Raw genomic sequence first — 15,102 nt, 5'->3', positions numbered from 1 at the left:
AGATAACTGCAAATTGGCAGTGTATAAAATATAATTTTAATTCTGTGGATGGATTAATCTAGATAATGCCATGACCAATTGATTTATCTGTGTTTTTGTGTGCTGTGTATTAAGTGTAATTCGAAGCCTTGCTTGACCTTTTGGCACGGTAGGCGGTCTAATCGCACCAACAAGTAACCCTACCGCCCTCAATTGCTCCGCAACCATAATAGTCTGCTCACTGCTGCCGATAATAACGGGCTGAATAGCGGTTTCAGACTCTGTTAAATCGATTTTTTCTTGCGCGCAAGCCTGCTTAAAATAGTGAATATTGTCTTGAAGCGAGTTAAGCCGATGAGATGAACTTTGGGTGAGTTTCACTGCCGCGAGTGCTAAGTGCGCATTAGCAGGCGATAGTGCTGTTGAATATATATAGTGACGGGATTGAGCAACCAGGTAATCAATTACAGCTTGACTGCCTAATATCGCAGCACCTTGACAACCTAATGCTTTACCGAAAGTCACAACTTGTATATCACAATATTGGCTAACGGAACTGGCAGTCAATACCCCAAAACCATGCGCATCATCAACAACTAACCACGTATTATACTGTTGGCACAAGCCTTTTAACTCAGTTAACGGCGCTTTGTCACCGTCCATACTAAACACACTTTCGGTCAGTAATATTGATTCGGGATGACGAGTTAACAACTGCTCAGCATGCTGTAAATCATTATGCTTAAAGCGTTTAAGGCTTGCACCTGAATCCTTTACGCCGTCAATCATTGAAGCGTGGATTAACTTATCCGCTATGACGACATCATTGCCATCAACAAGTGTTTTAAGTAATGCTTGATTTGCACTGAATCCAGAGCAAAACAATAACCCAGCTTCATGTCCTGTGACCTCACACAAGTGTTTCTCTAAATCATGATGCGCTTGACTGTAACCTGAAACTAAAGGTGACGCCTTGCTGCCCACGCCATAACGATTTGCACCTTGATTTAAAGCGGAAATCATTTCAGCACTAGTGGCTAAACCTAAATAGTCATTGTGACTAAAGTCAATCACATGTGAAGAAACGTCTGTCTGATTACGCTTTCTAAGCAAGCCATCTTGATCCAGCTGTTGCATGCGCTGATTGATCTTATCGAGTAACGGATGACTTGCCATAAATACAGCCTGCTTTTATAACGAACAATTCTCTTGAAAATTCTTAAATCGCACCAGCGTCAAAGAACTGCTTAGTCGCCTTATCTTTTTTAGCATTGGCCTTAGCTAATAAAGCGCTATCAGATTCTATATTGGCAGAGGGGCCTTGTTCAGGATGAAGACCTAAACGCTTAAATAACGTCATGTCATCATTTTCTTCTGGATTCGGTGTCGTTAATAACTTGCAACCATAGAATATCGAATTTGCGCCTGCAAAAAAGCACATAGATTGCAGTTCATCAGTCATGTTTTCACGACCTGCCGATAAGCGAACTCGTGATTTAGGCATAATGATCCTAGCCACAGCGATGGTGCGTACAAATTCAAGTGGATCGAGATCATCAATTCTTTCAAACGGTGTTCCAGCTACCTTAACTAACATATTAATTGGCACTGAATCAGGGTGCTGCTCAAGATTCGCTAACTGTTGTAAAAGCCCTGCACGGTCAGTCGCTTTCTCGCCCATGCCAACAATCCCGCCAGAACACACTTTCATGCCTGAAGCACGTACATTAGATAAAGTATCAATACGGTTTTGGTAAGTACGCGTGGTAATAACATCACCATAGTATTCTGGCGATGTATCTAGGTTATGGTTGTAGTAATCAAGACCCGCATCAGCAAGTTCATCTGACTGCTCTTTTGACAACATACCAAGTGTCATGCAGGTTTCCATGCCTAATGCTTTTACATCCTTAACCATTTGCGTTAAATAAGGCATGTCACGCTCTCGTGGGTTTCGCCAAGCTGCGCCCATACAAAAACGAGAAGCGCCAGCGGCTTTAGCACTTTTAGCCTCAGTCAACACCTTTTCAATCTCTAATAAACGCTCTTTTTCAAGACCCGTATCATAACGAGCACTTTGAGGGCAATATTTACAATCTTCTGGGCATGCGCCAGTTTTTATCGATAATAAACGACTAATTTGTACTTCGTTAGGATCAAAAGTTTCACGATGAATACTGTGTGCTTTGAACAGTAAATCATTCATAGGTAAAGCAAATAATGCTTCAATTTCTGCTTTGCTCCAATCGTGACGGATCGCTGACGATGACATGGTTAATCCTTTTTATTCATTTTATATTCGCTTGTTGTTGGGTTAGGATACCTTGAGCATGTAAACTGTCAATGCTACCAAGCAACACAACTTGACTAACGGTTAAAATATGAACAGCTCATTGCAACAATCTTCAGCTAATATTGATTTCCAATTTGATAAAAAACATATATGGCACCCTTATACTTCTATGCATAACGCGGCAAAAGTAACTGGTGTGGTTAGTGCAGAGGGATGTGAGTTAACCCTAAGCGATGGCCAAGTTGTTATTGATGGCACCAGTTCTTGGTGGGCTTGTATCCATGGCTATAATCGTCCTGAAATTATTGAAGCCATGCAGTATCAATTAACCACATTAAGCCATGTGATGTTTGGCGGTATTACCCACGCACCTGCCGTTAACTTGTGTAAACGCCTTGTGGATATGACGAGCCCTAATCTGACTAAAGTATTTTTAGCTGATTCAGGATCAATTGCAGTTGAAGTTGCGATGAAAATGGCAATGCAATATTGGCAAGGTAAAAACCAATTCAAAAAACAACGAATATTAACGGTTAAACGCGGCTATCACGGCGACACGTTTGCCGCGATGAGCGTATGCGATCCTGATAACGGTATGCACACCATGTTTGGTGACGCAGTCACCGAGCAATTGTTTGCCCCAGCGCCGACGTCTTCTTTTGGAGAAACTTTAGCAGAAAATGATACTGCTGCACTCGAAGCCATATTACAGCAACATCACCACAATATTGCTGCACTGATTATTGAGCCTATTATGCAGGCAGCGGGTGGGATGCACTTTTATTCTGCTGAGTATTTAAAAGCAATTCGACAACTTTGTGATCAATACAATGTACTTTTAATCCTGGATGAAATAGCCACAGGTTTCGGCAGAATTGGAAAGTTATTCGCATATGAATATGCCGAAATCGAAGCTGATATTTTATGCTTAGGCAAGGCGTTAACGGGGGCTACATCAGTTTAGCAGCGACAATTTGCAGCGATGAAGTCGCTAATGGCGTTAGTGACTCCCCTGCCGGTGTTTTTATGCATGGTCCAACTTTTATGGGTAATCCGCTCGCCTGCTCTGCTGCAGATGCCAGCTTAAAAATATTACAAACGGGTCAATGGCAACATCAAGTGGATGCCATCGAAAAGCAAATGAAGCAAGAACTAGCTGAAGCAATTGAATTTGAACATGTCATAGATGTACGAGTACTTGGCTCAGTTGGCGTAATAGAAATGAACAGTGCCATTAACACCGGGGCACTACAGCAAGCATTTATTAAGCTTGGCGTATGGATAAGACCTTTTGGTCATGTACTGTATATCACTCCGCCATACACGATTAGCTCTGAGCAATTAACCACATTGACCCAAGCTTTGAAAACCATCGCTAAAAACATCACATTAGAGCAAGCTACGGCTGATACATTCAGTAATGGCTAATTATTTATCTGTGCAGCAACTCGCTGCAATTAATCATATTTTAACTGCTATAACCACTATCGTTGACTTTTAAATTGACTAGAGCCTGAAATATATAAAGTCGCCAGACCTAGAAACAATTTCTGGTTTGGCTACTTAGCCTCTGCAAACATGCGCCGCATACCATAAAAGCGACTCATTAAGCTGATTGATACTAACTCCATGTTTGAGCTATGACTTCACAATCAGTGTTACCCTGCAAATTTTTCGAATGCGATTAAAAAGTGCTATATTACCTGTGCTTATTGCAAGACACCACACCAACCACCATTACCAAAAAGCATTACCAAGCAAACTTACCAATTAAGACACATCTTTAGAAAAAATCAAAAAATTACATTGTTTTAATATAATCAAATCAACAATCTGATGATTAATTCAGCACTAATCGCTACTTTTAGCGACTAACACCTAACCAATCAACTTAAAACCTGACATAAACAAGCAGCCAACACTTTCCCTCCAATTTAGCTGTCATTGAACTCTGCCACCAATCATTACCAGATTGGTAATAACATGTTGCATTAATTGGTAACGTGTTATATAAATGTTTCTGTTGTTTAAAATAACAACAATTGGTCATACCAAAAAAGGTAAGACCAAAGGGAATAATTTTCGGGGGAATTATGAAGCTCAACAAAATAAGTGCAATGTTTAGTGCGACTAAAAATAAATCAACTAATATAACGATTTTTGGTGCGACACTAACAGCTCTACTGTCTATGCCGACCTTCGCTGCTGATGCTGAAACTCAAAATGCAGAAACAGACGAAATTGAAGTCATTGCAGTTAAAGGGATATTTGGCAGTTTAAAAGCAGCTAATTTACTAAAGCGAGCCGATGATCGTATTGTCGATGCTATTGTTGCAGAAGACATTGGTAAATTACCTGATAATAACATTGCAGAAGCTCTGCAACGAATTACAGGTGTTTCTATTGGAACTGACTTCGGGGTGGGTGAGTCAGTAACAATTCGAGGCGTATCTGAAAACTTGATACTACTTAATGGTCGCTCTACTGCAGGTGCTGGTCGTGGCGGTATTGGATTGGATGACTTTCCTTCAAGCTTTTTGAAAACGGTTGAAGTCATTAAATCACCTACACCTGACATGATTGAGGGTGCTTTAGGTGGTACGGTAAACATGCAAACTATTCGTCCATTAGAGCTGTCAGAACCGCTTGTGGCAATTACGCTTGATGGTGAATATTCAGATAAAACAGAAAATACTGCACCAAATTTTTCAGCTGGTATTGGTAATAACTGGGATTTAGGTGATGCAGGTACATTTGGTGCTTCAGCTAACCTTGCTTATTTAGACCGTGAACTACGCCGTGATGAATATTTCAACAAAGTTGATTTGCTCGATAACATCGATATTAACGGTGACGGCGTTGTTGATGACTCAGGTGGACCTAATGGCAAATACTTACGCAGAACGCAAAGCACGTTAGAGCAAAAAACAGAAGAACGTGAACGTACAGCTTATGGTATTTCACTACAATGGGAACCTGTTAGTGCTGAAGCCAACATTTACCTTGATTTGAATGCAACTAAACTTGATGGTGGCCAATCTGCATACTCTATCTTAGATGTGGGTGGTAGCTCTGTAGCAAGAAGTGATTCTTACTATGACGCTAACGGTCAGCTACATAATTACGATTTAGATGGTGTCCTTGTAATTCCAAAAACTTGGAGTGACTTTACGACATCAGATACCACCTCTCATGCCCTAGGTGGTGAGTGGTTTATCACTGATAACATTGAATTATCTGCTGAATACTCAATATCAAAATCTAAAGAAAAACAAACAGCAAATGAATTTAACTTACGTCCAATTGAACGTACAGATCCGACCCTTGATCTTGTAACACATACCAGTACAGGTAGTTCTTTTACGGGCAGTGGCATTCCTGGTTACACATATGCTGATTCAGGTATGTTAACTAACCCTGATAACTTAGTATTTCGTGAATTCTTCCATAAAACACTTGAAACTGACAATGAAGAACAAGCATTACGCTTTGACTTCAAAATCTCTGACATTGGTGTAGATTGGGTATCAGCAGTAAAAGCTGGTGTACGATTTACTGATAGAGATTATAGCGCCAACCGCTATGACCTAAAACCTATCAACGGCAACACTACCCTTAAAGATTCTTATAAAAAAGCAACCAATGCTGACGGACTCTACAGCCCTATTTGGATTGATAATCCTGTACTGGCTGACAGCATGAAAATCGTTAACATGAGTAATTCATTTGACCAAACAGGTGTAAATGGTCAAAACGATTTAATGACTTACAATGTTTATGATGCTGATTTACTACAGAACACTGAAGCCACTTACGCATTAGTTCAACAAATGCTGCAAGGTACTTCTTATGCCATGAACGGCTCATTAGCTGACAACATGGTAGAAGATAATGGTGCATATAAAGAAATTAACGAGAAAACCAGCGCTATCTATGCTCAATTCCATTTGGATTTTGATGATTTAACTGCTGTATTTGGTGGTCGTTATATTCAAACAGAATTAGAGTCTAGCGTTGTTGCTTCTGTTGATGCCAATGGCAACAAAATTCTTGATACTGGCGAAAACGATTATTCAGATTTTCTCCTAGCTTGAATGTGACCTATACCCTTACAGATGAAACCTTAATGCGCTTTGCTGCTGCAAAAGTTATGCGTCGTGCAGACTTTGATGAGCTAAGCCCAGCATTATCAATTGATAACTCATTAGTGACTGGTACTCAAGGTTCTTACCAACTTGAACCATACCGTGTGACTCAATATGACTTATCTGTTGAACACTATTTTGGTGATGGTGGCATTGTTTCAGCTGCACTTTTCTATAAAGACGTCAATTCATTTACACAAACAGACAGCAGCTGTTTAGCTGATCCAAGTACTGTAGATGGCCAAAACACGACAGAATGGGGCAACGTTTGTTTACTTGATACAGCAGGTCAAAGCCAAGGTGACGTAAACTTTGCAACCGAGGCACAAGGTTTAGCCTACGTTGACTCAGAAAAAGCTGCGGGCAGAACAGGTATTGTTGTTGATACTGACGTTAATGGTGGCAGCGGTGAAGTAAAAGGTGTTGAGCTAGCTTATCAACAACAGTTTACCTTCTTACCAGGTTTCTGGTCTGGATTTGGTGTCAATGCCAACTATACCTATGCTGATAGTGAGCAACCTGATGGCAACCCACTGCTAAATATTTCAGAGAATACAGCTAACGGTCAAGTGTACTGGGAAAATGACGACCTTCAATTCCGTCTAGCATATAACTGGCGCGATCGTTACTTATATTCTCAAGCAGAGAAACGCGTTCAAACAGTTGGTGCATTAGGTTATAACGTATTTAACCAAAATGACCCATCAGCAGATAACTTTGATGCGACTGTGGGTAACAACTACCGTGAAGCTCGAGGTCAATTCGACTTTTCTGCAAGTTGGGATATCAATGAACACTTCACTGTTGTTGGTAATGTTGTGAATTTAACTGGGGAACCAATTGAATACACTACAGAGCTAGATTCGGTATGGAAGTACAGTGAATCAGATCGTCGCTATACTGTTGGAGTTCGTGCTAGATTCTAATAAGCCACACTTAATAAGAGCCTTCCGCTACGGGTAGGCTCTTTCTTCAACAATCACCTTTCCATTAATGACAATAAATTTAGCGAAATTACATAACAACACAACTTAGCTTCACAGGTCAACTTACCAATTTAACTTTTGGTAAACCAAAACCCAACAAATTGGTTGACAATAAATTTATTATTAACTAATATTGGTAATAAGCTCGATTTAGATAATATTTACAAATACTTAATAGAATAGAGCATGTAAAACAATTAATTGCATATTCAAAAATGGACAGTTAATCCATGCAGTTAATTGACTCGCACTATTAAGCGTTGAGCAATCTTTGTTACTCAGATAAACATATATAAAAATTTTAGGAGTTAGATATGACAAAGCCAATCATTGGTTTCATCGGCCTTGGTCTTATGGGCGGCAACATGGTTGAGAACCTACAAAAGAGAGGTTATCAAGTCAATGTAATGGATCTAAGCGCTGAAGCTGTTGCACGTGTTATTGACCGTGGCAATGCAACTGCTTTTACATCAGCAAAAGAGTTAGCTGCTGCCAGTGATGTTGTTCAGTTTTGTTTAACGACATCAGCAGTGGTAGAAAAAATTGTATACGGCGATGATGGCGTATTAGAAGGTATTAAACCTGGCTCTGTGCTAGTTGACTTTGGTACATCTATCCCCTCTTCGACTAAAAAAATTGGTGCTGCACTTGCTGAAAAAGGTGTCGGCATGATTGATGCGCCTTTAGGCAGAACACCTGCACATGCTAAAGATGGCCTACTTAACATTATGGCTGCTGGTGACATGGATACTTTTAATAAAGTGAAACCATTACTAGAAGAGCAAGGCGAAAATGTATTCCACCTAGGCGCTTTAGGTGCAGGACATACAACTAAATTAATTAATAACTTCATGGGTATGACAACGGTAGCAACCATGTCGCAAGCATTTGCGGTGGCAAAACTTGCAGGTGTTGATGGACAGCAGTTATTTGACATCATGTCAGCAGGACCTTCTAACTCGCCGTTCATGCAATTCTGTAAGTTCTATGCTGTCGACGGTGAAGAAAAACTTGGCTTCTCAGTTGCAAATGCCAATAAAGACTTAGGTTATTTCCTTGCAATGTGCGAAGACTTAGGGACTAAATCTCTTATTGCTCAGGGCACTTCTACTAGCTTACAAGAAGCGGTAGATGCAGGTTTAGGTCAAAATGATGTTCCTGTCATTTTTGATTATTTCAGTAAGTTAGAAAAATAATATCGACATCGATATTCCTAAAAGATTGATCGTTTTATTAGCTACACCGTTTAACTGAGTTTTAAAAGCCCCTTATCTAGTTTGATATGGGGCTTTATTTTTCTAGTCGCATGTTCTCAAAATCAATGTAATTAATCTTACATACCGACAAAGCCTGGCTGTTGTTCAACATTACTCAACCACTGCCTTATATTCTCAAAGGGCGTTATATCAAAGCCACCTTCATGGGCGACATGGGTATAAGCAAATAAGGCGATATCGGCTAGACTGAATTGTTCTCCTAAGATAAAGGCTTTGTTGGCTAACTGCTCATCTAGTAATCTCAACACTTGTCTACCCTTAACATGTAAAACATCATATTCAGCTTGCCGCTCAATCGGCATGTTCTGATAAAGACGAATAAAACGAGCAACGGCTATACAAGGTTCGTGGGTGTATTGCTCAAAGAAAAGCCATTGATACATTAATGCTTTATCAAACTCATCAGTCGGTATCAGCCCAGACCCTTCAGCTAAATACCCTATAATGGCATTTGACTCTGCCAGCACCCTTCCATCATCAAGCTCAATAATAGGCAGCTTCCCTTGAGGTGATTTTTTCAAAAATGTTGCCGTTTTAGTTTCACCAGCCATTATATCGATATCTCGCCAACGATAAGCTTGATTTAGTAACCTTAGCGTTAACTTTACCTTGTAACAATTTCCCGACTTTACGTCACCATATACAGTTATCATCTTCATCCTTGCTTTGGTTAAATCTCTCACTATTTGATCATCTATTTTACTAGGCTTGAAATCAACGCTCTTAATGCAGCAGGTTTCACCATTTTAGCCATGTAGTGATAGCCACGCTTTTGTACATCATCAATGAGATCTTTGTTGGTATTAGCAGTGATTAAAATGCCCGGTAAATGCTCACCGTATCGAGAGCGAATTCCATCCATTGCATCCACACCGTTTTGATCATTATCTAAATGATAGTCAGCTAAAACGATATCTGGAGCTACCCCTTTGAGGCCTAATTTAATCCGTGCATCAGCCAAATCCGTGGCACAAACAACATCACATTTCCAACGAGTCAGTAAACTTTCAAGTCCCGCTAAAATGGCTTCTTCATTATCAATACATAGCACTTTCACCCCTGCTAGAGGCTGAGTTGGCGTCGGTACCGGTTTCACGACTTTCTCTGTTACCGTTTTGCCCAACGGCACCATTATAGAAAATACCGATCCTTGTCCTAACTTTGATGTCACTAAGATTTGATGGTCCAGCACTTTACTGATTCGGTCAGCAATAGCTAAGCCGAGCCCTAGTCCACTAACGTTGCGACTACTTGGATGATTTAGACGTTTAAACTCTTTAAAGATTTCTTGCGTTTCATGTTCATCAATACCGCAACCAGTATCAAGAACTTGAATTTCAATAAAATCACCACGATGACGACAACCAAGTAATACTCTTCCGCCTTTTGCATAGCGATAGGCATTGGTTAAAAAGTTTTGTAACACTCGTCTTAATAGGGATAAATCAGAATTAATCGTTGCATTACACGGCATCATATTAAATTTAATTTGATTGTCAGCAGACATGGCTTCAAATTCAACGGCTAAGCCATTTAGTAATTCTCCAAGAGAAAAATCTCGACGATTCACCTCTACCATATCTGAATCTAATTTAGAAATATCCAACAAGTCAGTTAATAATTCGCCAGCAGTGCGAAGTGAATTATTAATATGAGAAAGCGTGGTTTTTCCTTCCAAATCCAAATTCGGATATTGTGCAAGCGATGCTGTAAACAAACGAGCCGCATTTAAAGGCTGCATTAAATCATGCCCAACAGCGGCTAAAAAACGACTTTTAGAGGCATTCGCCATTTCTTCTTGGGCTTTTGCTTCAAGGAGTTCACTATTGAGCATCGCGAGCTCATAAGTACGCTCTTGTACTCGAGATTCTAATGTTTCATTCGCTTCTAATAAGGCTTTCTCTTGCTTGCGATATTGAGTAATGTCAGTAAAGGTCATCACAAAACCGCCATCAGGCATTGGGTTGCCCTGAATTTTAATCACTTTCCCATCTTTTCGCTGCCGCTCAGATGTGTGCTCAGTACCATTACGCATATGTTGCACGCGTATGTCGACTTGCAACTCTATGTCGCCCTCACCACAGTAGCCTCTGGCAGCATTAAAACGGATCACCTCGCTAATTGGCATGCCCTGTTGTAAAAATCCTTCAGGGTAATCGTACAGCTCAGCATATTTAAAGTTCCAAGCAACTAAATTCAAATCTTTATCGACCACACTCATGCCTTCATAAGCGTGCTCAATTGCGCCTCTAAGCATATCTTGGCTTAAAATAATCTTAGATGATGCTTCATCTACCAAGCTGAATACTTCATCAAGGGCTAAGTCACGACCTTGTAATACTGAATCCATTACCAAAGAGGCACTAGAGGCACCTAATACCCCAGCAAGCATATGCTCAGTGTGCGACACTAAAGATTGGTCAGCCATTTTATGCCATGAATCACTACGCACAGCATCTGGCGAGAACTTACTAAAGCTTTCATATGCTCTAGTTGGGCTGACAAATCGACTGGCGAGAATTAACAAGTCTTGCTGGGAAATGGCAGTGTGTTTTCTGTTAGCGTCTTTTTTGTTTGAATCAGATTGAAGTGAGCCCGGATTGATAAAATGGCTAGCTTGAATACGCTCAGCGACACCCGCTCTAAACCATAATGAGCCTAATATATAACAAATAATATTAGCTAATAGGGCAATAAGCGTATCGTCAACCTCTGGGCTAATTGAGGCTAATAAGCCTGTTTCTTGCCCTAAACCTACACTGCCTTCAAATAGGATATAACACCATAAAGAAAACCCAACCGCTAAGCCTAAGAATACCCCTGAGCGATTACCATACTTCCAATACAATCCACCGAGCAAAGCTGGTGCAAGCTGAGCGAAAGCACCGAATGACAATTGTCCTAAATGAGATAATGACTCACTATTACCGAACAATAAGTAACTTAAGTAGCCTAATGAAAGAATGATAACGATGGCAAGACGGCGAGCATTAAGTAAAAAACGAGCAAATTGGTTAAAATTAGTTCCACTCACTTTATTCGTGCGTAGCATGAAAGGAACAATCCACTCATTACTGATCATAATACTTATCGTCACCACAGCAACAATTACCATGCCCGTTGCCGCAGATAATGTGCCTAACAACGCAATCACCGCTAGTACCGGTTGATCTAGTGCTAAAGGAAGATTAATCACGTAAGTGTCGGCGGCCACACTGTCGCCGAGTAATAATGTGCCAGCTAAGGCTAATGGCGCCACAAACAAGCCAAACATGGCGAGGTATAATGGGAATATCCAACGTGCTTTTTTAAGTACAGACTCTTCAGCACATTCTACCACCATGACATGGAATTGCCTTGGCATACATAAAAATGCGGCTACACCCACAAACATCTCAGGCAAAAAGAAGTAATATTTAATGAGCCATGTTTAATAATGTCTTTTTCTGCCGCCTGCTGCCAAATATCACCAAACCCATCAAAAAAGCCAAAAGTAATCACAAAGCCAACAATTAAAAAAGCAGCTAGCTTCACTAATGACTCGAATGCAATAGCGACCATCATTCCAGGGTTATGCTCTGTTGCATCAAGCTTTCGTGTACCAAATAAGATAGCAAAGATTGCTAAAATAAATGTCATGACCATGGGGACGCTGACATCATTTAATGGCATGTTTTCAGGCTGAAATAAATTCAAGCTAAAGACCATCGCTTTTAACTGCAAAGCGATATAAGGCATGATCCCAAATAAAGCAATAAGTGTCACAATTGCAGCAAGGGTTTGAGATTTTCCATAGCGAGCGGCAATAAAATCTGCAACAGAGGTGATATTTTGCGCTTTTGATATGGCTACTATCTTACGAAGCATGCCAAAGCCTAAAGTAAAAACCAAAATAGGCCCTAAATAAATCGGTAAAAAAGACCACAAATCATTAGCAGACTGCCCCACAGTGCCTAAAAAGCTCCACGACGAACAGTAAACCGCTAGACTTAAGCCGTATATCCACACTTGCACCTTTTTGGTGATTTTACTAAACCAGCGTTCAGCTCCCCACGCTAAGATAAACAGCAAGGAAACATAGCAAATTGCAATTACAGCAACGACTAAGGTCAAATTCATAGCATTCTCTTTAATTATTTTTATGCTTAATATTTGTGCAATAAAACCGTTTCACGAATACGTCATGCTAACATGCGCAACAGGTTAAATATTAAGGATATTTTAAAACTAGACCAAGGTCTAATAGTGTTAACCTCACCTTGCAGACAATACTCTCGTAACGCTAATTTTGACAAAGGGAAGCCCTATGAGCTCGCAGTCTCTCTATAAAGTACCAGCAGATTTCGCCAACAATGCACTGGTAGATAACGATAAATATAAAAAAATGTACCAAGAATCAGTGGTAAATCCAGAAGGGTTTTGGAGAGAACATGGTAAGCGTATCGATTGGATTAAGCCTTACACCAAAATCAAAAAGACCTCTTTTGATGATCATAACCTGTCTATCAATTGGTTTTATGATGGCACATTAAACGCCTCTGCAAACTGTTTAGATCGCCATCTTGAAAAAAATGGCGATAGAGTTGCCATTATCTGGGAAGGCGATGATGCAAATGAGCAGCGTAAAATTACTTACCGTGAGTTACATACTGATGTGTGTAAATTTGCCAATGCACTTCGCAGCCAAGGCGTGTGTAAAGGCGATGTCGTCACGATTTATATGCCAATGGTGCCTGAAGCTGCTGTAGCCATGTTAGCTTGTGCTCGCATTGGTGCTATTCACTCAGTGGTATTTGGAGGTTTCTCTCCAGACTCCATTGCATCTCGTGTTATTGATGGCAAATCAAAAGTATTGATTACTGCCGACGAAGGTGTTCGTGGTGGTCGTAAAATTCCTCTTAAACGTAGTATTGATGACGCACTGAATAATCCAGATGTTGATTGCGTCGAAAAAGTTATCGTACTCAACCGCACAGGCGGAGATATCGATTGGGTTGAAGGTCGTGATATTTGGTGGAGCGATGTAATGGCAACAGCTTCAGAGCATTGCCAAGCCGAAGAAATGGGCGCTGAAGACCCGCTTTTCCTACTTTATACATCAGGCTCAACTGGTAACCCTAAAGGTGTGCTGCACACAACCGGTGGTTACATGGTTTATGCATCAATGACACACGAATATGTATTTGATTACAAAGAAGGCGAGGTTTATTGGTGTACTGCCGATGTCGGTTGGATTACTGGCCATTCCTATATGGTTTATGGCCCACTGGCCAATGGTGCAACGATTCTTATTCACGAAGGTGTACCTAATTCTCCAGGTCCATCACGTTTAGGTGAAATGATTGATCGTCATAAAGTGAATATTCTTTATACCGCACCGACATTAATCCGTGCACTGATGGCTGAAGGCAAAGAGCAATTTGACGGCTTTGATGGCAGTTCGCTTCGTGTAATGGGCTCAGTAGGTGAACCTATCAACCCTGAAGCTTGGCGCTGGTATCACGAAGTCATTGGCCATGAGTCTTGCCCAATTGTTGATACTTGGTGGCAGACAGAAACTGGCGGTATCTTAATTAGCCCACTTCCTGGAGCAACCGATGCTAAACCAGGCTCTGCGACTCGCCCATTCTTTGGTGTGCAGCCAGCCCTAGTTGATAACATGGGTAATATTTTAGATGGTGCAGTTGAAGGTAATTTGGTCATTCTCGATTCTTGGCCAGGCCAAATGCGCACGGTTTATGGCGATCATGACCGTTTTGCATTAACGTATTTTAAAACTTTCCGAGGCATGTACTTTACTGGTGATGGTGCCCGTCGTGACGAAGACGGTTATTACTGGATCACGGGTCGTGTGGATGACGTTATTAACGTATCCGGTCATCGTTTAGGTACCGCCGAAGTTGAAAGTGCCCTTGTTTCACATGAGCTAGTTGCTGAGGCCGCAGTAGTTGGTTACCCCCATGACATCAAAGGTCAAGGTATCTACGCTTATGTGACCTTAACTAAAGGTATTGAAGAAACGGAAGAGCTTCGTCAAAACTTACGACAATGGGTTCGTAAAGAAATCGGCGCGTTAGCTACCCCAGATTTGATTCAATGGGCTGGTGGTTTACCTAAGACTCGCTCTGGCAAAATCATGCGCCGTTTCTTGCGTAAGATTGCAGCAAACGAGGTAACAAACTTAGGTGATTCTTCAACACTTGCAGATCCTGCGGTAATCGATACCTTGATAGAATCACGCTTGAATAAAGCGGAATAATATCCTAATCAATTAACTGTCCTACCCACCTTGAGAAATCCTAACCAGATTCTCGTTGCCCCCTCAATTGAGGGGGCTTTTTTATATCAATTTTTTATACAGCCTAAATTAAGGGCTTTATTTCATGCTAGAGTAACCATTTATATCACTAGCAATATCACTA

The 15,102-nt window shown here is 40.7% G+C and carries 5 protein-coding genes and 3 pseudogenes; 4 read left to right on the top strand and 4 right to left on the bottom strand.

Annotated elements, in window-relative coordinates; translation table 11 throughout:
- Window positions 1-36: 36 nt before the first annotated feature.
- Window positions 37-1,155 carry an aminotransferase class I/II-fold pyridoxal phosphate-dependent enzyme gene (locus ACGEDC_RS17110; protein WP_394494652.1) on the bottom strand — a complete coding sequence of 373 codons (1,119 nt, stop codon included), beginning with the start codon at window positions 1,153-1,155 and terminating at the stop codon, window positions 37-39.
- Window positions 1,156-1,198: 43 nt separating this feature from the next.
- Window positions 1,199-2,251 (bottom strand): biotin synthase BioB, encoded by a 1,053-nt coding sequence (gene bioB, locus ACGEDC_RS17105; RefSeq protein ID WP_394494650.1) that lies wholly within the window; start codon window positions 2,249-2,251, stop codon window positions 1,199-1,201.
- A gap of 109 nt (window positions 2,252-2,360) precedes the next feature.
- On the opposite strand from bioB, the pseudogene bioA reads away from it, so the two are divergent.
- The 3 genes and pseudogenes from bioA (at window position 2,361) to ACGEDC_RS17090 (ending at window position 8,599) form a co-directional block, all read left to right on the top strand.
- Window positions 2,361-3,700 (top strand): annotated as a pseudogene (gene bioA / locus ACGEDC_RS17100) (adenosylmethionine--8-amino-7-oxononanoate transaminase).
- A 665-nt stretch (window positions 3,701-4,365) separates the two neighbouring features.
- Window positions 4,366-7,343: pseudogene (locus ACGEDC_RS17095) on the top strand (TonB-dependent receptor).
- 374 nt (window positions 7,344-7,717) lie between these two features.
- The gene (locus ACGEDC_RS17090; RefSeq protein WP_055026325.1) at window positions 7,718-8,599 is read left to right on the top strand and encodes an NAD(P)-dependent oxidoreductase; all 882 of its coding nucleotides are present in this window, start codon (window positions 7,718-7,720) and stop codon (window positions 8,597-8,599) included.
- A 137-nt stretch (window positions 8,600-8,736) separates the two neighbouring features.
- Here ACGEDC_RS17090 and ACGEDC_RS17085 read toward each other — a convergent pair whose 3' ends face one another.
- Window positions 8,737-9,333 carry a glutathione S-transferase family protein gene (locus ACGEDC_RS17085; RefSeq protein ID WP_394494648.1) on the bottom strand — a complete coding sequence of 199 codons (597 nt, stop codon included), beginning with the start codon at window positions 9,331-9,333 and terminating at the stop codon, window positions 8,737-8,739.
- A 41-nt stretch (window positions 9,334-9,374) separates the two neighbouring features.
- Window positions 9,375-12,799, bottom strand: a pseudogene (locus tag ACGEDC_RS17080) (hybrid sensor histidine kinase/response regulator).
- A gap of 187 nt (window positions 12,800-12,986) precedes the next feature.
- Between ACGEDC_RS17080 and acs the strand changes: the two are divergent.
- On the top strand, window positions 12,987-14,939 hold the full coding sequence (gene acs, locus ACGEDC_RS17075; RefSeq protein WP_394494646.1) for an acetate--CoA ligase: 1,953 nt from the start codon (window positions 12,987-12,989) through the stop codon (window positions 14,937-14,939).
- Window positions 14,940-15,102 lie beyond the last annotated feature (163 nt).

Source organism: Shewanella sp. ENK2, assembly GCF_043568515.1.
Lineage (GTDB): Bacteria > Pseudomonadota > Gammaproteobacteria > Enterobacterales > Shewanellaceae > Shewanella > Shewanella japonica.
The sequence above is the reverse complement of the archived record's forward strand: the minus strand, read 5'-3'. Positions and strand labels throughout refer to the sequence as shown.